This window comes from Tistrella mobilis KA081020-065 (assembly GCF_000264455.2).
Lineage (GTDB): Bacteria > Pseudomonadota > Alphaproteobacteria > Tistrellales > Tistrellaceae > Tistrella > Tistrella mobilis.
Genome location: NC_017966.1, coordinates 116125 through 134215 on the forward strand (window position 1 = coordinate 116125; position 18091 = coordinate 134215).

Below are 18091 nucleotides of genomic sequence, written 5' to 3' on the forward strand. Positions count from 1 at the left end.
ATCATGCCGCAGGGTCGGCAGACATGGCCTTTACCAAACGCGCATTTGCGACGTCAGGCCGCGATATTTTTGATCTGGATCAAAGCGCGGGCACGGGTTTCGTGAGAGGCTGGCGGTTCCATACCAAGAGGTATTGACTCGTAGCCGGCGCCACGGTACTTCCTTGTGCAACGAACAGCGACGCAGGGAGGACGAAATGACGTCGCAGGCTCCGGTCGTTCACGGCCGTGGCGAGCCCCGGCCGGCCTTCGGGTCCGTGCTGGCGGCCTTCGACCACGCCGTCACCCAACATGCTGAAATAACGGCACTCATCCACCGCGGGCGCAGCCTGGATTATGCGGCCGAGGGCCGCGCGGTGGCGGAACTCGCAGGCTGGATCGAGGAAGCGGGTTTTGGTGGCCGTAGCGTGGTGCTGCTGATCCCCAACGGGATCGAGTATCACATCGCATACTTTGCGGTCTTGTATGCCGACGCCACGCCGGTGCTGCTGAACCCGCTCTACCCCGCGCCGGCGCTGGAGCCGCTGTTCGCCGATGCCGAGCCGGCGCTGGTGCTGACGGTGCCCGAGACGGCCGAGGCCGCCCGCGCGCTGATGCCGCGGTTCGGCCATCAGGTGCTGGTGCTGGGCGAGGGCGATTTCACCCCCGAGGCCCTGGTCGCCCGCGGGCCGGCGGTCTGGGTGCCTCGCCAGGCCTCGCCCGAGGCGCCGGCCGCGCTGATGTTCACCGGCGGCACCACCGGCATTTCCAAGGCGATCGTCCACAGCCATCGGGCGATGATGGATGCGATCCTGCGCATCGACTGGGGCTGGCCGACCCGCGCCCGGGGCGAGGTCTGGCTGCCGGTCGCGCCGATGTTCCACATCTATGGCTGGCTGTTCGGGGTTGGCAATCCCGTCCATGCCGCGGCGACCCTGATCATCCCCGATCGCTTCCAGCCCGATCATGTCGTCGATCTGATCGCGCGTCACCGCGTGACGGTCTTCGGCGGCGGGCCGCCGGCGATCTACCAGGGGCTGATGGCGGCGCAGGATTTCGAGACCGCCGACCTCTCCTCGCTTGTGGTCTGCGGCGGCGGCGGCGCGCCCTTCCCGGTGGAGGTGCTGAAGCGCTGGAAAGACCGGACCGGGGTCGATATCGCCGAAGGCTATGGCATGACCGAGATCGCGCCGATCGCGGTCAATACCGACAGTTTCGGCCGCAAGGCGGGCTCGGTCGGCAAGCCGGTGCCGGATGTCGACATCCGCATCGCCGATCTGAACGACTGGTCGCGGGAACTACCGATGGGTGAGGCGGGCGAGGTTTGCGTGCGCGGGCCGCACGCGCTGACCGAGTACCGCAATCGCCCCGATGAGACCGCGGCCACCATCCGCGACGGCTGGGTTCTGACCGGCGATATCGGTTTCGTCGATGCCGAGGGCTTCCTGACCATCACCGACCGCAAGAAAGACGTGATCCTGGTCAAGGGCTTCAACGTCTTCCCGCGCGAGGTGGAAGAGGTCATCCACCAGCATCCGGATGTGCGGGGCGTCGGCGTGGTCAGCCTGCCCGATGCGCGGTCGGGTGAACGGATCATCGCCTTCGTGGTGGTCGATCCCTATACCGAGACCGGTGTGGCCGACCTCATGGCCCATTGCAAGGCACGGCTGGTCGCCTACAAGGTCCCGGCCGAGATCCGCCTGATCGAAGATCTGCCGCTGACCCCGGCCCGCAAGCTGGACCGCATCGCGCTCCGCCGCCAGGCGGCGGAAGCGGCCGAAGCTGCGGCCTGACCGCCGACGATCGGCCATGGCGCACCCCATGTGGTGCGCCGCTTTCTGCCCTCAACATACCAAAGAGTACTGTGGGCATCAGCAACAGGGGGGACTGTCCATGAAGATGCAAGGTCTCAAACGCGCCGGCCTCAGACTTGGTCTCGCTACCGCCGGCGCCGTGATCGCGATGACCGCGGCGGCCATGGCCGAGCCGGTGGTGCTGCGCTACAACCAGTGGTTCCCGACCGGCCATTGGTCGCAGACCGAGGGTCTGTATCCCTGGTTCGCCGAAATCGAGGCGGCCACCGAAGGCCGGGTGAAGGTGGAGCCCTCGGCCAAGCCGATCGCGCCGCCGAACCGCAATTATCAGGCGGTGGTCGACGGGGTCGCCGATCTTGCCTGGGGCCCCCACGGCTACACACCCGGCGTGTTCCCGCTGACCGAAATGGTGGAACTGCCCTTCATCACCGAGGATGCCGGCAAAAGCTCGGTCGCTTTCTGGCGGCTCTGGGAGAATTTCTTCGCCCCGACCGGCATGCAGGGCGATGTCGTGACGCTGGCGATGCACGTCACCTCGGGGGGCAACATCCATATGCGGGAGACCGGGGTCGAAAGCCTGGCCGACCTCAAGGCGCAGAAGATTCGCGTGCCCACCCCCACCGTCGGCCGGGTGCTGAAGGATGTGGGCGCGGTGCCGGTTTCGGGCTCGCTGGGTGAACTGCGCGAGATGCTTTCCCGCGGCATCATCGACGGCACGGCGATTTCCGACGAGCTGGTGACCGGTTTCAAGGTCGAACAGTATGTGAAGCATGTCACCCGCATCCCCGGCGGGCTTTATTCCAACGCCGCCTTCGTGATCGTCAACAAGGCGAAGTGGGAGAAGATCTCGGAAGCCGACCGTGCCGCCATCCTGAAGCTGTCGGGTGAGACGCTGTCGGAAAAGATGGGCGCCCTCTGGCATAAGCATGATCTGATCGCGCGTGAGGCCATCAAGGCCGAGCTGGGCGATGCCTATCGCGATGCCAGCCCGGCCTTCCTCGCCGAGTTGAAGGCCGCCTTCCAGCCGGCCGAGGTGGCGTGGCTGGAACAGGCCGCGAAGCTCGGCATCGACGGCGGCGGCGCGCTCAACTTCTACCGCGCCGAACTGGCCCGCAGCGGGGGCAATTGAGGCCATGACCGCCCTGATCCGCATGGTGCGCGGCCTGACCGACCGGATCGCCATGGCCACGCTGATGCTCATGGCCCTGGTCACCTTCGTCGACGTCGCCGGCCGGGTGCTGTTCAACGAGCCGCTGGGCTTCGCCTACGAGATGATCGGCGTGCTGCTGGGCCTTGCCACCTATGCCGGGCTCTACGCCACCCAGCTGCATCGCGGCCATATCGCGATCGACCTGCTGGAGGATCGCTATCGGCGCTGGCCGCGGTTCGATGCGGTTCGGGGCGCTCTGGTCTGGCTGGTGGAGGCGCTGTTCTGGGGGCTGGTCGCCGCCTGGATCACCCGCCAGGCCGGCACCTCCATGGCCTATGGCGAAACCTTCCTCTTCCTGCCGGTTGCGAAGCATGTGCCGCTCTATGCGCTGGCGGTGCTGGCCTGGCTGGCCTTTGCCGGCCATCTCGCCCGCGGCTGGCTGACCGTCACCGGCCGTAGCCTCGCACCCGGGGCCGGCAAAGCGGAGCAGGTCGGATGATCGTCACCATCGCCTTCCTGATCCTGTTCGCGCTGCTGCTGCTGCGCACGCCGATTGCGGCCGCCACCGGCCTGGTCGGCATCGGCGGGCTCGCGGTCTATCAGGGCATCGGCCCGGCGCTGTCGCAGATCGGCATCATCGCGACCGAAACGGTGCTCACCTATGAATTCGCGGTCATCCCGCTGTTCATCCTGATGGGCGCCTTCATCAGCCGCTCGGGCATCGCCGAGGAACTCTACCGGGCCTGCCATGCCCTGGTCGGCCATCGCCGCGGCGGGCTCGCGGTCGCCACCGTCGTCGCCTGCGGCGGCTTCGGGGCGGTCTGCGGTTCCAGCCTCGCCACCGCGGCCACCATGTCGCGGGTCGCCTATCCGCCGATGAAGAAATACGGCTACAGCGATGCGCTGGCCTCGGGCTCGATCGCGGCCGGCGGCACGCTCGGCATCCTGATCCCGCCCTCGATCGCGCTGGTCTTCTACGGCATCCTCACCGAGACCGATATCGGCCAGCTGTTCATCGCCGGGCTTCTGCCGGGTGTGGTCGGCATCCTGCTCTATGCGGCGGCGGTCGTCGCCGTCACCACCCTCGACCGCAAGGCCGGGCCTGCGGCGGAGCGGATGCCGCTGCGCGATCGGCTGAAGGCGCTGCGCGATGTCTGGGCCACGGGGCTGCTGTTCGTCATCGTGATGGGCGGCATCTATGGCGGGTTCTTCTCGCCCACCGAAAGCGCCGGCATCGGCGCGGTCGGCGCCCTGCTGATCACCGCCGCCCGCGGCCGGGCCAGCCTGGCGATGGTCCGCGATGCGCTGACCGATGCCGCCCACACCACCGTTGCCCTGATCGCGATCCTGATCGGCGCCTTCCTCTTCGCCAATCTGATCAATGTCGCAAGCGTTCCCCAGGCGCTGGTCGCCTGGATCGGGGCCATGGATGTGCCGCCGCTGGTGGTGATCCTGGCGATCATCGGCGTCTATCTGGTGCTGGGCTGCGTGCTGGAAAGCATGTCGATGATGCTGTTGACCGTGCCGGTGTTCTATCCCCTGGTCGCGAGCCTCGGCTACGACCTGATCTGGTTCGGCATCGTGGTGGTCGTCGTGACCGAAATCAGCCTGATCACCCCGCCGATCGGCCTCAACGTCTTCGTGCTGCGCGCGGTATTGCCCGATGTCCGGCTGGCCTCGGTGTTCCGCGGGGTCATGCCCTTCATCACCGCCGATGTCGTCCGTCTCGCCCTCATCCTGTTCGTGCCCTGGCTGTCGCTGGCCCTGCCGCAGCTGATGCGCTAGCCGACCCGTCTTCTCCCATGCCCACAGGCACGGGACTCTGCCTTATCCATACCTTCAGGTACTGAAAGGAATCCCTGACATGAACGCCCAGGCTCCCGCCGCCATTCAGGTCGTCACCCGCACCATCCAGGCCCATGATCATCGCACCAATCTGCACGAGGCTGGCCAGGGCCGCCCGGTGGTGCTGCTCCACGGCTCGGGCGCCGGGGTTTCGGCCGCGGCCAACTGGTCGAAGGTGATCCCGGAACTGGCCCGCAATTTCCATGTCGTCGCCCCCGATATCGCCGGCTTCGGGATGACCGAACTCAAGCCCGATGCGCGCTATGACATCAAGCTCTGGGTCGCGCATTTCATCGGCATCCTGGACGCGCTGGGCCTGGAGAAGGTCGGCGTGGTCGGCAATTCCTTCGGCGGCGCGCTGGGCCTTGCCACCGCGCTGTCGCATCCGACCCGCATCGACCGGCTGGTGCTGCTCGGCACCCCCTGCGGTGAATTCCCGATGACCGACGGCCTGCGCGCCCAGCTGGAGTTCGACGGCACGATCGAGGGCATGCGCCACGCGGTCAGCTTCTTCCCCCATGACGACAGCATCATCACCGACGAGCTGATCCAGCGCCGGTTCGAGGCCGCCACCCAGCCGGGTGCGCTCGAAGCCTTCCGCAAGCTGATGCCGGCGCCGGCCGGTGACGAGCGGCCCACCGTGCGCGGCATTCCACTCAAGGCGCTGGCGACCCTGCCGCACCGTGCCCTGATTCTGCATGGCCGCGAAGACCGGGTGGTGCCGTTCGAACGCGCGCTCGACATGCACCGCTCGGTGCCGAATTCGGAGCTGCATTCCTTCGGCCAGTGCGGCCACTGGGTGCAGATCGAGCGCGAGGCCCGTTTCCTGGATCTCGTCACCGAATTCATGGCCCGCGACTGATCCGGCGTGAAGGAGGGCCATGCCCATGAGCCGCGACGTGCTCGAAAAGCTGCTCTACGACCTGTCGACCAGCCGGCAGAACCGCGAGGCCTTTGCCGCCGATGCCGACAAATACCTCGCCCGCTATCGGTTGAGCGCCGGGGAAAAGGCGCTGGTGCGCGACTACGACGTTCGCGCGCTGGCCGATCTGGGCGTCAACACCATGCTGACCTGGGGCTTCTGGCTCCAGGCCGGCCGGCGCAACCCCGACTACATTCGCGCGATGCAGGGGCGCGCCATGCAGGGCCGCGCCGTGCAGAACCGGAACAGCGCCACCCCGACCGAAGGAGCCCCGTCATGAGCCGGATCGTCGGCGGTTTCGTCGTCCCCCACGACCCCGTGATGTATGCCGCCCCCAAGGCTGCGAGCGAGGCCGAGGCGGCCGCGGTCTATGGCGCCTATGCCGCGATCGCCCGCCGGATCGGCGAGCTTCAGGCCACCACCGCCATCGTCATCGGCTGCGACCACTACATCCTGTTCGGCACGGATTGCCTGCCGCAATACGTCATCGCGACCGGCGAGGTCGACGGCCCAATCGACCAGCTGCCCGGGCTGAAGCGCGGCCCGATCGAGAACCATAGCGGCCTCGCCCGCCACATCGCGGAACAGGGCTTCGCCGAGGGCTTCGACTGGACGGTGGGGCGGTCGATGCAGGTCGACCATTCGATCGCCATCCCGCACCAGCTGCTGGTGGCGCCCAATGAGGGCGTGAAGACCGTGCCGGTGATGCTGGCCTGCGGCGTCGACCCCTATATCCACAAGCGCCGCGCCTTCGATCTGGGCCGCCAGATCGGCCGGGCGATCGAAAGCCATGACGGCGACGAGCGGGTGGTGGTGATCGGCTCGGGTGGCATCTCGCACTGGGTCGGTACCGCCGAGATGGGCCGCATCAACCCCGATTTCGACCGGATGGTGCTGGATTGCGTCGCCCGCGGCGATGCCGAGGCGCTGATTGCGCTGGATGACGCCACGATCCTGGAACAGGGCGGCAATGGCGCCATGGAAATCCGCACCTTCATCTGCGCCATGGGCGCGGTGGGCGCCAGCCAGGCCCGGGTGATCGATTATCTGCCAGTCCCCGGCTGGATCACCGGCCTCGGCTTCGCCGAACTCGCCGCCGCCTGAGGAGACGCACCCCATGACCGATACCACCCTGATCCGTCTTTGCGATGCGGCCGATCTTGCCGAAGGCGAGGTGCTGAAGATCGAGATCGACGGCCGCAAACCGCTGGCCGCCACCCTGGTCGACGGCGTGGTCCATGTCTTCGACGACACCTGCCCGCATGCCGAGGAATCGCTGTCCAAGGGCTGGGTAGAGGATGGCCGGGTGGTCTGCCCTGTCCATTTCGCCGAATTCGACCTGGCCGATGGCAGCGTCCACAACGCTCCGGCGGGCTGCGGAAAGCTCCGCGCCTATGCGGCCGAACTGCGCGACGGCGCGGTTTTCGCCAGCCTCGGCTGACCGGTCCCGATACGCGCGCCTGCGCCACAAAAAACACAAGCTCTCCCATTCGGTCCGCCCTTCGGAGGAACAAGTCATGTGCGACGCCAAGGCGCGCCCCGACATGCAGCCGGTCTACCCCAAGGCCGGCAGCTATCCCGATTTCGCCGATCTGGTCGACGACAGCCGCGCCCAGGTCGATCGCCGGGTCTTCATCGACCGCGCGATCTATGAAGCCGAGCTGCGGCAGATCTTCGGCCGGGCCTGGCTGTTCCTGGCCCATGAAAGCCAGATCCCCAATCCCGGCGATTTCGTGCGCACCTATATGGGCGAGGACGACGTCATCGTCGTCCGCCAGCGCAATGGCCGCATCGGCGCCTATCTGAATTCCTGCCCGCATCGCGGCAACCGGGTGTGCATGGTGGACAGCGGCAAGAAGGCCCGCGGCTTCATCTGCAATTATCACGGCTGGTCCTTCGGCATCGACGGCCGGTTGAACGGTACCGACGGCAAGGTCTATGACAAGGATCCTGGCTTTCAGAAATCCGAGATCGGCCTGACCCCGGTCGCTCAGGTCGCGAGCTACCAGGGGCTGGTCTTCGGCACCTTCGATCCCGAGGCGCCGTCGCTCGAAGAATATTTCGGGCCGTTCACCTGGTATCTCGACGTCATGCTCGACAATGACGAGGGTGGCACCGAATTCATCGGCGGCTGCGTGAAGTCCACCGTCGAGTGCAATTGGAAGTTCCCGGCCGAGAACTTCGTCGGCGATATCCTGCATGCCTTCTGGACCCATCAGTCGGGTGCCGAGGCGATTCTGGGCGGGGCCGTCGATCTGGGCTCGCGCTATGACGAACGCGCCTTCCAGGCCAGCGTCTACGGCCATGGCATCGAAACCAATCTCGACAAGGTCGGCAACACCCGCACGCTGGGTTTCCCCGAGCTGAACGATTACGTGCTGGGCCGCTACGAGGCGGTAAAGGCGCGGCTGGGCGAGGTCAGGGCGCGGATGGTCGGCGCGGTGTCGTCCTGTACCGTTTTCCCCAATTTCTCCTTCCTCCCCGGCCAGGCGACTTTCCGCGTCTGGCATCCCAAGGGGCCGGACCGGATCGACCTCTACACCTGGACGCTGGTGAACAGGAATATGCCCGAGCGGATCAAAGAGCTTTACCGCAAGGGCACCATGATCACCTTCTCGCCGGGTGGCGTGTTCGAAATGGACGATGGCGAGAACTGGGAATACTGCACCAAGGCCAATCAGGGCTGGGTGACCCGGCATCAGAAGCTGCATTACGGCCTGGGCCAGGACAGCGGCTGGGCCGAGTCAAGCCTGCCCGGCCATATCCATCGCGGCTCGCTCAACGACGCCAATCAGCGCCAGTTCTACAGGCGCTGGGCCGAGTTCATGCGCTTCGACAGCTGGGGCGATCTGCAGCGCGCCGAGACCGCGCCGCCGGCCAAACCGATGACCCGGGCAGCCGAGTGAGGGAGGCGAGGATGACCGTGCAAACCGTTCCCATGCTCGACGAAATCCCCGTCGCCGACGAGCTGCTCCGCCGCATCGAGCGCTTCTATTACCGCGAGGCGCGGCTGCTCGACCGCGAGGCCTATGCCGACTGGCTGACCCTGCTCGACCCCGGCATCCGCTACTGGATGCCGGCCATGGAGACCCGCAAACGCGGCGATCAGCGCGGGCCCTGGACCGATGGCGAGATGTCCTATTTCGACGATGATTTCGCCATGCTCAGGGTCCGCGTCGCCCGCTATGAACAGCCCTCGGCCTGGGCCGACAACCCGGCGACGCGGCATCTGCACATCGTCACCAACATCGAGGCGATCGAGACCGGCACCCCCGGTCTGGTGCGGGCGTTCTCGTGCTTCGAGAACGTGCGCAATCGCAACGAAAAGGACCAGGACATCATCCATGGCCGCCGCGAAGACCTGCTGAAGGTCGGGGACGGGCGGATCACCATCGCCGAACGGCGGATCCTGATCGTGCAGAACATCCTGTTGTCCAAGAACCTCAACACCTTCTTCTGACAAAACTCATCCAACCTTTGGGAGGACGGCGTGATGACGGGCAGGGCCCTGGAAGGCGAGGCGGCGCTGGTCACCGGCGGCGGCAAGGGCATCGGCCGGGCGGTCGTCGACCGTTTCGTGGCCGAGGGTGCGCAAGTCGGCGTACTCGTGCGTTCTGCGGCCGATGCCGATGATCTGGTGGCGGCGCATGGCGACCGGGTGGCCCCGGTGATCGGCGATGTCCGGTCCTGGGACGACAATCTCCGCGCGGTGACCACCGTCGTCGAGCGCTTCGGCAGGCTGGACGTGCTGGTGCCCAATGCCGGCGTCTACGACTTCTCGGTGCCGTTCGAAGACCAGACCGGCCCCGAGATCGCCGCGCGTTTCGACGAGCTGATCGCCGTCAACGTCAAAGGCTATCTGCTCGCCGCGCGGGCGGCGCTGGAACCGCTTCGGGCCATGCGCGGGTCGATCGTCTTCACGCTGTCCTCCTCGTCCTTCTATGCCGGCGGCGGCGGGGTGCTCTACGTCACCTCGAAACATGCCCTGGTCGGCACGGTGCGCCAGCTCGCCTTCGAGCTGGCGCCCGAGATCCGGGTCAATGCCGTCGCCCCCGGCGGCACCCGTACCGGACTTGGCGGTCTCGCCTCGGCCGGGGCGGAGGCCACCCGTCTGGATGCGATCGAGGGCTTCGACCGCATGGTGGCCAAAACCGTGCCGCTGGGCTTCCTGTCCGAGCCCGAAGACCATGCCGATGCCTATGTCCTGCTCGCCAGCCGCAGCGCCTCGCGCTTCATGACCGCGGTGATCCTGCCCTCCGATGGCGGGCTGGAGGTGCGCGGCGGCGGCCGGCGCAAGCGCGGCTGACCCGCGCCATCTGCAACCGGAGATAAACAATGACCAATGACGTGGCAAGCCAGGTTGCATCGCTGAAAGACCAGCTGCGCCTGCCGGTGATCGTGGCGCCGATGTTCCTGGTCTCGGGCCCCGATCTGGTGGTGGAGGCCTGCCGGGCCGGGCTGATGGGCTCGCTGCCCGGGCCCAATGGCCGGACGATCGAAGATCTGCGGGCCTGGTTCACCGACATCGCCACCCGGCTGGATGCCGCGCGTGCCGCCGGCGAGCGGCCGGCGCCCTGGGCCTTCAACATGATCACCCATCAGAGCTATGGCCGTTTCGACGACGAGATCGCGCTGGTGCAGGAGTTCCGCCCCGGCATCGTGATCACCGCGCTCGGCGGCCCGCATCGGGTGACCGATGCCGTGCACGGCTATGGCGGGCTGGTCTTCGCCGACGTGAATTCCGCAGGCTTCGCCCGCAAGGCGGTCGACAAGGGCGCCGACGGGCTGGTGCTGGTCTGTTCCGGTGCCGGCGGCCATACCGGCGAATATGCCATGCTCGCCTTCATCGACGAGGTCCGCAGCTTCTTCGACGGGCCGATCGTGGTCGGCGGCGCGATCAGCCATGGCCGCAGCGTTCGCGCCGTGGAACTGCTCGGCGCCGATTTCGCCTATATGGGCACCCGCTTCATCGCCACCCCCGAAAGCCTGGTCTCCGACGACTACCGCGCCATGGTGGTCGACAGCCGGATGGAGGATCTGGTGGCGTCGCGCGCCATCACCGGCGCGCTCGGCAACTGGATGCGGGTCTCGATCGAAAAGGCCGGCATCCCGCTCGACGCCATGAAGGCCGAGGCGAAGATCGATTTCTCGGGCGACATGCATTCGGGCGTGAAGGCCTGGAAATATGTCTGGAGCGCCGGCCAGGGCGTCGGCGCCACCGACCGGGTCACCCCCGTGCGCGAACTGGCCGAGCGGCTGGTCGCCGAATATCTGGCGGCCTTCCGGGCCGAACGCACCACCCATACCGCCTTCGCCCGCCGCAATGGCTGGCAGGCCGCAGCGGAAGCCGCAGAATGACCGAGATCACCCCCGACATCCAGGCGGCGGCCGCGGCGATTTTCGCCGCCCGCGAGAGCCTGACCCAGATCCCGCCGGTGCGCGAGACCCACGGCATCACCGATGTCGAGAGCGCCTATGCCGTCCAGGCGCTGAACACCGCCCGCTGGATCGAGGCCGGCCGCCGCCCGGTCGGCGCCAAGATCGGCCTGACGTCGAAGGCCGTGCAGGAGCAGCTGGGCGTGGGCGAGCCCGATTTCGGCACGCTCTGGGCCGATTACGCCTTCGGCGAAGGCGATGTCGTGCCGCTCCGCCGTTTCATGCAGCCCAAGGTCGAGGCCGAAATCGCCTTCGTGATCGGCCGGCGGATCGATGATCCGCAGATCTCGCTCACCCGGCTGACCGGGGCGATCGATTGCGCCTATGCCGCGGTCGAAATCGTCGACAGCGCCATTGCCGCCTGGAACATCCGCCTCGCCGACACCGTCGCCGACAATGCCTCGGGCGGGGGCTTCGCGCTCGGCACCGAACCCCGCCGGATCGGCGATGTCGATCTGCGCCTGGGCGGCATGGTGCTGACCCTGAACGGCCGCCCGGCCTCGATCGGTGTCGGCGCCGCCTGTCTCGGCCATCCGCTGAACGCCACGCTCTGGCTGGCCCGGCGCATGGCGGAACTCGGCCGGCCGCTGGAGGCGGGCGACATCGTGCTCTCGGGCGCCCTGGGCCCCATGGTGCCGGTGGCCTCGGGCGACGTTTGCACCGTCGAGATCCAGGGCTTCGCGCCGCTTTCCTTCGTGTTCGGAGACTGACACCCATGACCAAGGTCAAATGCGCCATCATCGGCTCGGGCAATATCGGCACCGATCTGATGATCAAGATCATGCGCATGTCGAAGACGCTGGAGATGGCGGCCATGGTCGGCATCGATCCCGAGAGCGACGGGCTGAAGCGGGCCGCACGGCTGGGCGTCGCCACCACCCATGACGGCGTCGAGGGGCTGCAGGCCCTGCCGGTCTATCCTGAGATCGGCATCGTGTTCGACGCCACCTCGGCCGGCGCCCATGCCCGGCACGACCGGTTGCTTCAGGCCGACGGCAAGCAGGTGATCGACCTCACCCCAGCCGCCATCGGCCCCTATGTGGTGCCGCCGGTCAATCTGGATGCCATGCGCGACGCCCCCAATGTCAACATGGTCACCTGCGGCGGCCAGGCCACCATCCCGATCGTGGCGGCGGTGGCGAGCGTTGCACCGGTGACCTATGCCGAGATCGTGGCCTCGATTTCCTCGCGCTCGGCCGGCCCCGGCACCCGCGCCAATATCGACGAATTCACCGAGACCACCTCGCGTGCCATCCGCGAGGTCGGCGGCGCCGGTGCCGGCAAGGCGATCATCGTGCTGAACCCGGCTGAGCCGCCGCTGATCATGCGCGACACGGTCTATTGCCTGGCGCAGACCCAGGACCGCGAGGCGGTCCGCATCGCCATCGAGAAGATGGTGGCCGAGGTTCAGGCCTATGTCCCCGGCTACCGGCTGAAGCAGGCGGTGCAGTTCGAGGTGATCGGCGACAACGCCCCGCTCCGCATCCCCGGCGTTGCCGAAGCGGCCACCGGCCTCAAGGTCAGCGTCTTCCTGGAGGTCGAGGGCGCCGGCCATTACCTGCCGGCCTATGCCGGCAATCTCGACATCATGACCTCGGCGGCGCTGAAGACCGCCGAACGCCTGGTCGACCTGCGGCGCGAGAAGGCAGCCTGACCCATGACCGATACCACTACGTCCGACACCAACGCGACCACCCCGGCCCTGCGCCTCTACGTCCAGGACGTCACGCTCCGCGACGGCATGCATGCCATCCGCCATCAGTACACGCTGGATCAGGTGACGGCCATCGCCGCCGCCCTCGACCGGGCCGGCGTCGATGCGATCGAGATCGCCCATGGCGACGGGCTCGCCGGCTCGTCCTTCAATTACGGCTTCGGCCGCACCACCGATCTGGACTGGATCGAGGCTGCGGCTTCGGTGATCACCCGCGCGAAGCTCACCACCCTGCTGCTGCCCGGCATCGGCACCATTCATGATCTGGAGCGGGCCTTTGCCGCCGGCGTGCGCTCGGTCCGGGTCGCGACCCATTGCACCGAGGCCGATATCGCGAAGCAGCACATCGCCCATGCCCGCAAGCTGGGCATGGACGTCTCGGGCTTCCTGATGATGAGCCATATGAACCCGCCCGAGAAGCTGGCGGCCCAGGCGAAGCTGATGGAAGACTACGGCGCCCATTGCGTCTATGTGGTCGATTCGGGCGGCGCCCTCACCATGGCCGGCGTCGCCGACCGGGTGCGCGCCTTCCGCGACGTGCTGGCACCCGAAACCCAGATCGGCATCCACGCCCATCACAACCTGTCGCTCGGCGTCGCCAATTCGGTGGTTGCGGTCGAATGCGGGGCGATCCGGGTCGACGCCTCGCTGGCGGGGCAGGGGGCGGGGGCCGGCAATGCGCCGCTGGAGGTGTTCATCGCCACCGCCGACCGCTATGGCTGGGCGCATGGCTGCGATCTTTATGCGCTGATGGATGCCGCCGACGATCTGGTCCGACCGCTTCAGGACCGGCCGGTCCGGGTGGACCGCGAGACGCTGAGCCTCGGCTATGCCGGGGTCTATTCCAGCTTCCTGCGCCACGCCGAGACGGCCTCCGCCACCTATGGCGTGGATGTCCGCCGCATCCTGACCGAGCTTGGCCGGCGCCGCATGGTCGGCGGCCAGGAAGACATGATCGTCGACGTGGCGCTGGATCTGGCGCGCGAGGCGCCTCAGGGCTGAGGTGGACTACTGGTGGCGCCGTCCGGTGTCGTCACCGCGGGGGCCGTCAGCAGCTCCATGACCTTGTCGATATAATCCTGCTCCGCCACCTGGTCGCCCAGCGTCTTGTGCAGCACGCTGTCGCCCATCATGGCGCAATAGGCGATATAGGACCGCTTGCGCGCCTCGGCCTCGTCGAAGCCGTGATCGCGAAAGATCTGCTCGAAAAAGCTCATGCGGATCTGGTCCACCTCCCAGATCGCCTTGCGCGGCATTTCCACCCGCCGCGCCCAGTCGCGGATGCTGGTTTCGATCGCGGCGAAGGCCTGGGATTTCGGGCGGCGGGGCAGGGCGAGCAGGTGGCGGAGCCGTTCCATACCGCCCGGCCCGGCCCTGGTGACGCTGCGGATGACGTTCAGCGTCATCCGGCTGCGCCAGGTGTTCAGCATGGCGGCCAGCAGGTCGCTGCGCTTCTTGAAGTGCCAGTAGAAGCTGCCCTTGGTGACGCCCAGCCGGTCGCAGAGTTTGTGCAGCTGGATGCCGCGGACATTCTCGTCGACCAGGATGTCGATCGCGGCTTCCACCCAGTCGGCCTCGGTCAAAGGCCGGTCCTTGACACGCTTCGTGGGGGCGCGGCGGCGCTTTTCAGGTGGGGCGGTCTCGCTGGTCTCGGCCATGTCTCGGGATATCCGGTGGTTCCGCAACGGGGGCAGCCCCCCTTGCACTGCAACAAGCCGCCACAATACCCCAGGGTCTTGCTGAGTCCATGAGACAAAAGCGGGCCATGAGACAAAAGCGGGCGCCCGCGCGCACCCCACGCCCAATTGAAAGGCAGATGAAGATGAGCCCGATCGTTATCATCGGCGGCGGCCAGGCCGGTGGGGCCGCGGCATTGGCCCTCAGGCGCCATGGCGCGACCGGTCCCATCACCCTGATCGGCCGCGAACCCCTGCCGCCCTATGAACGCCCGGCCCTCTCCAAGGGCCTGCTGCTGGGCGAGACGGCGTTCGAGAAGCTGCTCGTGCTGCCTGAAACCGTGGCGGCCGAACAGGCGATCACGCTGCGCCTCGGCACCACCGTCACCGCCATCGACCGGGCCGCGCAGACGGTCACCACCGATGCCGGCGACGTTCTGCCATACGGAACCCTGATCCTGGCCACCGGCGGCCGCGCCCGCGCGCTGCCGGGGCTTGCCCCCGACGGTCGCGACATCTTCGCGATCCGCACCGCCGCCGATGCCGAGGGGATCCGTGCGCGCATGGCCCGGTCCCGCTCCCTGCTCGTGATCGGCGGCGGCTGGCTGGGGCTGGAGCTCGCGGCCAGTGCCCGCAAATCGGGGCTCGACGTCACCCTGGTCGAGGCGGGCCCCCGGCTCTGCGGCCGGGTGCTGCCGCCCGCGGTCTCGGCCATCCTGGCCGATCTCCACACCCGCCGCGGCGTCGATCTGCGCCTCGGCGATGCCCCGGTGGCGCTCGCCTCCACCGGGACCGGCGGCGTCACCGCGCGGCTCGCCTCGGGTGCGGTTCTGGCCGCCGACATGGCCGTGGTCGCGGTGGGCCTGACGGTCGAGGACGATCTGGCCCGCGCCGCCGGCCTCGCCACCGCCGACGGCATCCTGACCGATCCGGCCGGCCGCACCGAAGATCCGGCGATCTTCGCCATCGGCGATGTCGCCCGCACCCCGCACCCCGCCCTCGGCAGCCCCACCCGGCTGGAAAGCTGGCAGATGGCCAATCTCCAGGCGGAGGCGGCGGCGCGCGCGATCCTGAACCTGGCCGTGCCGCCCGCCGAAACCCCCTGGTTCTGGTCGGATCAGTACGACCTCAACCTCCAGATCCTGGGCCTGCCCGACATGGCGGCCCAACCCATCCGCCGCGGCAGCCCCGAGACCGGCCGTGGCAGCCTGCTCTGGCTGGATCCGGCCGAACGGCTCTGCGCCGTCATCGCCCTCAACGCCCCCCGCGACATCGCCATGGCCCGCCGCCTGATCGGCACCGGCCTGGTCATCGACCGCCCCCGCGCCGCCGATGCGGCGGTGCCGCTGAAGGATGCGGTGTTCCGGGCGGCCTGAGGTGCCGGAAGATCTGGAGGGCGGGCAGGGCTTGCCGGGCGGGGCAACACGGCGGATGATGCCGTCTCACTTTCCGGGACGATCCGCCGTGCTTGCTTCCTCCGCCTCGCTGCGCCCTGCCTCGCGACCCCATGGCTGACGACCTGCTGTTCAGCCTCTCCCCCGCCGACCTCGCCGGCGCCGGCCTTGCCATCTTCGTGGCCGGGTTGCTGCGCGGCTTCACCGGTTTCGGCTTCGCGCTTGCCGCCGTGCCGCTCGCCGGGCTGGTGTTGCCGCCGGCGATGATCGTGCCGGTGGTGATGCTCACCCAGCTGGTGATCGGCAGTGCCGATGCGGTGCGCGAGCGGCGGGCGGTGGACTGGCGGCTGGTCGGCTGGCTGACCCTGGGCCTTGCCATCGCCACCCCGCTCGGCACCTGGGCGCTGGTGGCGCTGCCGGGGGACATCACCCGGATCGTGATCGCCTGCATCGTTCTGCTGGGGGCGGCGGCCGCCTGGCGCCCGCCCCGGGCCGAAAGCGCGGGCGAGGGCGGGCTGCTGCACGCCCGCATCACCCGGCTGGGCGTGGGCCTGGTCGCCGGGCTGTTCACCGGGCTTGCCGCCATGCCGGGCCCGCCGGTGGTCGCCTATATGCTGGCGGCAGAGCGCGACCCGCGGATCATCCGTGCGACGCTGATGGTGTTCTTCTTCTTCACCGCAATCACCGGCTGTGCCAGCGCTTGGTTCGCCGGGCTGATCGGCTGGCCGGAGCTGGTGATGTCGGCGGCGGCCCTGCCGCTGGTGGTCGGCGGCAGCGCGATCGGGGCGGCCGGTTTCCGCCGGGCCGATGCCCGCCACTACCGCCCCGCGGCGCTGGTGGTGCTGGTCGGCGCCGCCGTGGTGACCCTTGCGCGCGAGATTTTCTGATCGCGAGCGACGAGGGGAAGCCGCTGGCCTCGCCCTTCCCGGCGGGCTATAAGCCGGAAGAGTGAACTTCCCCCGCCAACCGACGCCGACGAGGCCGTCATGCCCCTCGATCCCGACACCCTGTTGGCGAGCAGCATGTTCATCAACGCCTCGGGTGCCATCGTGTTCAGCCTGTTCTGGCTGGCGGACCGCCGCTCGCCGGAACTGGCGCTCTGGGCAGCGGGGTATGTCCTTATAACGCTGGGCCTGCTGGGCATGATGCTGCTGTCCACGACGGACTATCCGTCCGCCTGGGCGGGCGGGGCGGCCTTCCTGCTCTGCGGCCTCTCGCCCGCCTGCTTCTGGCTGGGCACCCGCTGTTTCGACAGGATCCGGCCGGTCTGGTGGGGGCCGGCGCTGGTCGCGGGCAGCATGCCCGGTCTGCAATACCTCGTCGGCATCGAACTCGGCCGGCCACCGGCCTCCGTCGCCGCCACCACCGCGCTGCTGCTGGCGGTGCTCTACGCCTTCAACACCCATGTGCTTGCCCGCGGCATCGGCCGCGATCCGTCGCTGCCCGGGCGCTGGCCGGTGGCGCGCATGGTGGTGTCCGTCTGCCTCGGCCTCTATTGCCTCAGTTTCATTGCCTCGGCGCTCGTCACCTGGCATGGCGGAGGGTCCGGGGTGGAGGCGGAGGCTGCCTCGATCGTGATCGTCTCGGTGGTCGACAATCTGCTGGGGGTGATTTCCTGCATCGCCATGGCCGGCATGCTCTGGGAACGTGCCCGGGCCGATCTGGCGCGCGAGGCGCGGATCGACCCGCTGACCGGGCTGTTGAACCGCCGCGGCCTGCATGACGGCGCCCGCCGCTGGCTGGCCCGCAGCCGGCCGCTGGCGGTGATCATCGCCGATATCGACCGGTTCAAGCGGATCAACGATGCCCATGGCCATGCCGGCGGGGATCTGGTGCTGACCACCTTCGCCCATCTGATCCGCGATGTCTGTCCGGCCGAAGACAGCCTGCTGGCCCGGATCGGTGGCGAGGAATTCGTGATCCTGCTGCGCCATGCTGACCCCGATGCCGCCCGGCACTTCGCCGACCGGCTCCGCCACGAGGTCGAAACCGGCGGTTTCCTGGTGGCGGGCGAACGGCTCGCGATCACCGTCAGCATCGGCCTCGCCTTTCCCTCGGCGGCCGAAACCGACCTCACCCCCGCCCTGGAACGCGCCGACCGCGCGCTTTACGCTGCGAAGCGTGGCGGGCGTAATCGGGTGGAGGAACTGGCGGCGGTCTGA

Annotated in this window: 19 protein-coding genes; 18 read left to right on the forward strand and 1 reads right to left on the reverse strand. The window is 68.2% G+C overall.

Features of this window, described 5'->3' with window-relative positions:
* Nucleotides 1-196: 196 nt before the first annotated feature.
* The 15 genes from TMO_RS21350 to dmpG all read left to right on the forward strand — a co-directional run bounded on the left by TMO_RS21350 (nucleotide 197) and on the right by dmpG (nucleotide 13861).
* Nucleotides 197-1771 carry a class I adenylate-forming enzyme family protein gene (locus tag TMO_RS21350; RefSeq protein WP_014752870.1) on the forward strand — a complete coding sequence of 525 codons (1575 nt, stop codon included), beginning with the start codon at nucleotides 197-199 and terminating at the stop codon, nucleotides 1769-1771.
* A 100-nt stretch (nucleotides 1772-1871) separates the two neighbouring features.
* A complete protein-coding gene (locus TMO_RS21355; protein ID WP_014752871.1) occupies nucleotides 1872-2921 on the forward strand; it encodes a TRAP transporter substrate-binding protein in 1050 nt (349 codons plus the stop codon).
* A gap of 4 nt (nucleotides 2922-2925) precedes the next feature.
* Entirely contained in the window at nucleotides 2926-3441 is a 516-nt protein-coding gene (locus tag TMO_RS21360; protein ID WP_014752872.1) for a TRAP transporter small permease, read from the forward strand.
* Nucleotides 3438-4727 carry a TRAP transporter large permease gene (locus tag TMO_RS21365; RefSeq protein ID WP_014752873.1) on the forward strand — a complete coding sequence of 430 codons (1290 nt, stop codon included), beginning with the start codon at nucleotides 3438-3440 and terminating at the stop codon, nucleotides 4725-4727. Before TMO_RS21360 ends, TMO_RS21365 begins: the two co-directional genes overlap by 4 nt.
* A gap of 79 nt (nucleotides 4728-4806) precedes the next feature.
* On the forward strand, nucleotides 4807-5649 hold the full coding sequence (locus TMO_RS21370; protein WP_014752874.1) for an alpha/beta fold hydrolase: 843 nt from the start codon (nucleotides 4807-4809) through the stop codon (nucleotides 5647-5649).
* A 25-nt stretch (nucleotides 5650-5674) separates the two neighbouring features.
* On the forward strand, nucleotides 5675-5989 hold the full coding sequence (locus tag TMO_RS29855) for a hypothetical protein (RefSeq protein ID WP_145978351.1): 315 nt from the start codon (nucleotides 5675-5677) through the stop codon (nucleotides 5987-5989).
* Complete coding sequence (locus TMO_RS21380; RefSeq protein WP_014752876.1) at nucleotides 5986-6813, forward strand: protocatechuate 4,5-dioxygenase subunit beta; 828 nt, start codon at nucleotides 5986-5988, stop codon at nucleotides 6811-6813. The genes TMO_RS29855 and TMO_RS21380 overlap by 4 nt, the downstream gene beginning before the upstream one ends.
* Before the next feature lie 13 nt (nucleotides 6814-6826).
* Nucleotides 6827-7150 carry a Rieske (2Fe-2S) protein gene (locus TMO_RS21385; protein ID WP_014752877.1) on the forward strand — a complete coding sequence of 108 codons (324 nt, stop codon included), beginning with the start codon at nucleotides 6827-6829 and terminating at the stop codon, nucleotides 7148-7150.
* 76 nt (nucleotides 7151-7226) lie between these two features.
* Nucleotides 7227-8615 (forward strand): aromatic ring-hydroxylating oxygenase subunit alpha, encoded by a 1389-nt coding sequence (locus TMO_RS21390; RefSeq protein WP_014752878.1) that lies wholly within the window; start codon nucleotides 7227-7229, stop codon nucleotides 8613-8615.
* 11 nt (nucleotides 8616-8626) lie between these two features.
* Complete coding sequence (locus TMO_RS21395) at nucleotides 8627-9169, forward strand: 3-phenylpropionate/cinnamic acid dioxygenase subunit beta (RefSeq protein ID WP_014752879.1); 543 nt, start codon at nucleotides 8627-8629, stop codon at nucleotides 9167-9169.
* 33 nt (nucleotides 9170-9202) lie between these two features.
* Nucleotides 9203-10015, forward strand: a complete 813-nt coding sequence (gene hcaB, locus TMO_RS21400; RefSeq protein ID WP_014752880.1) for a 3-(cis-5,6-dihydroxycyclohexa-1,3-dien-1-yl)propanoate dehydrogenase — start codon at nucleotides 9203-9205, stop codon at nucleotides 10013-10015.
* A gap of 29 nt (nucleotides 10016-10044) precedes the next feature.
* A complete protein-coding gene (locus TMO_RS21405; protein ID WP_014752881.1) occupies nucleotides 10045-11067 on the forward strand; it encodes an NAD(P)H-dependent flavin oxidoreductase in 1023 nt (340 codons plus the stop codon).
* A gap of 5 nt (nucleotides 11068-11072) precedes the next feature.
* Nucleotides 11073-11855, forward strand: coding sequence for a 2-keto-4-pentenoate hydratase (locus TMO_RS21410; protein WP_416069013.1), 783 nt, complete (start codon nucleotides 11073-11075; stop codon nucleotides 11853-11855).
* Between the two features lie 5 nt (nucleotides 11856-11860).
* Nucleotides 11861-12799 carry an acetaldehyde dehydrogenase (acetylating) gene (locus TMO_RS21415; protein ID WP_014752883.1) on the forward strand — a complete coding sequence of 313 codons (939 nt, stop codon included), beginning with the start codon at nucleotides 11861-11863 and terminating at the stop codon, nucleotides 12797-12799.
* A gap of 3 nt (nucleotides 12800-12802) precedes the next feature.
* Nucleotides 12803-13861, forward strand: coding sequence for a 4-hydroxy-2-oxovalerate aldolase (gene dmpG, locus TMO_RS21420; protein WP_014752884.1), 1059 nt, complete (start codon nucleotides 12803-12805; stop codon nucleotides 13859-13861).
* Here the strand turns inward: dmpG and TMO_RS21425 are convergent.
* Nucleotides 13852-14517, reverse strand: coding sequence for a TetR/AcrR family transcriptional regulator (locus TMO_RS21425; protein WP_145978352.1), 666 nt, complete (start codon nucleotides 14515-14517; stop codon nucleotides 13852-13854). The genes dmpG and TMO_RS21425 overlap by 10 nt on opposite strands.
* Before the next feature lie 164 nt (nucleotides 14518-14681).
* Between TMO_RS21425 and TMO_RS21430 the strand changes: the two genes are divergently transcribed.
* From TMO_RS21430 to TMO_RS29860, 3 genes are all read left to right on the forward strand, one after another.
* The gene (locus TMO_RS21430; RefSeq protein WP_081599068.1) at nucleotides 14682-15911 is read left to right on the forward strand and encodes an NAD(P)/FAD-dependent oxidoreductase; all 1230 of its coding nucleotides are present in this window, start codon (nucleotides 14682-14684) and stop codon (nucleotides 15909-15911) included.
* 131 nt (nucleotides 15912-16042) lie between these two features.
* The gene (locus TMO_RS21435; RefSeq protein ID WP_014752887.1) at nucleotides 16043-16816 is read left to right on the forward strand and encodes a sulfite exporter TauE/SafE family protein; all 774 of its coding nucleotides are present in this window, start codon (nucleotides 16043-16045) and stop codon (nucleotides 16814-16816) included.
* Nucleotides 16817-16915: 99 nt separating this feature from the next.
* Nucleotides 16916-18091 carry a GGDEF domain-containing protein gene (locus TMO_RS29860; protein WP_014752888.1) on the forward strand — a complete coding sequence of 392 codons (1176 nt, stop codon included), beginning with the start codon at nucleotides 16916-16918 and terminating at the stop codon, nucleotides 18089-18091.

Excerpts from the sequence above, each read along its gene's own strand:
- TMO_RS21395 (WP_014752879.1), top strand. The coding sequence starts at position 8,627 with ATGACCGTGCAAACCGTTCCCATGCTCGACGAAATCCCCGTCGCCGAC.
- TMO_RS21365 (WP_014752873.1), top strand. The coding sequence starts at position 3,438 with ATGATCGTCACCATCGCCTTCCTGATCCTGTTCGCGCTGCTGCTGCTG.
- hcaB (WP_014752880.1), top strand. The coding sequence starts at position 9,203 with ATGACGGGCAGGGCCCTGGAAGGCGAGGCGGCGCTGGTCACCGGCGGC.
- TMO_RS29855 (WP_145978351.1), top strand. The coding sequence starts at position 5,675 with ATGAGCCGCGACGTGCTCGAAAAGCTGCTCTACGACCTGTCGACCAGC.
- TMO_RS21360 (WP_014752872.1), top strand. The coding sequence starts at position 2,926 with ATGACCGCCCTGATCCGCATGGTGCGCGGCCTGACCGACCGGATCGCC.
- TMO_RS21385 (WP_014752877.1), top strand. The coding sequence starts at position 6,827 with ATGACCGATACCACCCTGATCCGTCTTTGCGATGCGGCCGATCTTGCC.
- TMO_RS21350 (WP_014752870.1), top strand. The coding sequence starts at position 197 with ATGACGTCGCAGGCTCCGGTCGTTCACGGCCGTGGCGAGCCCCGGCCG.
- TMO_RS29860 (WP_014752888.1), top strand. The coding sequence starts at position 16,916 with ATGCCCCTCGATCCCGACACCCTGTTGGCGAGCAGCATGTTCATCAAC.
- TMO_RS21355 (WP_014752871.1), top strand. The coding sequence starts at position 1,872 with ATGAAGATGCAAGGTCTCAAACGCGCCGGCCTCAGACTTGGTCTCGCT.
- dmpG (WP_014752884.1), top strand. The coding sequence starts at position 12,803 with ATGACCGATACCACTACGTCCGACACCAACGCGACCACCCCGGCCCTG.
- TMO_RS21370 (WP_014752874.1), top strand. The coding sequence starts at position 4,807 with ATGAACGCCCAGGCTCCCGCCGCCATTCAGGTCGTCACCCGCACCATC.
- TMO_RS21430 (WP_081599068.1), top strand. The coding sequence starts at position 14,682 with ATGAGCCCGATCGTTATCATCGGCGGCGGCCAGGCCGGTGGGGCCGCG.
- TMO_RS21390 (WP_014752878.1), top strand. The coding sequence starts at position 7,227 with ATGTGCGACGCCAAGGCGCGCCCCGACATGCAGCCGGTCTACCCCAAG.
- TMO_RS21405 (WP_014752881.1), top strand. The coding sequence starts at position 10,045 with ATGACCAATGACGTGGCAAGCCAGGTTGCATCGCTGAAAGACCAGCTG.
- TMO_RS21415 (WP_014752883.1), top strand. The coding sequence starts at position 11,861 with ATGACCAAGGTCAAATGCGCCATCATCGGCTCGGGCAATATCGGCACC.
- TMO_RS21425 (WP_145978352.1), bottom strand. The coding sequence starts at position 14,517 with ATGGCCGAGACCAGCGAGACCGCCCCACCTGAAAAGCGCCGCCGCGCC.
- TMO_RS21435 (WP_014752887.1), top strand. The coding sequence starts at position 16,043 with ATGGCTGACGACCTGCTGTTCAGCCTCTCCCCCGCCGACCTCGCCGGC.
- TMO_RS21380 (WP_014752876.1), top strand. The coding sequence starts at position 5,986 with ATGAGCCGGATCGTCGGCGGTTTCGTCGTCCCCCACGACCCCGTGATG.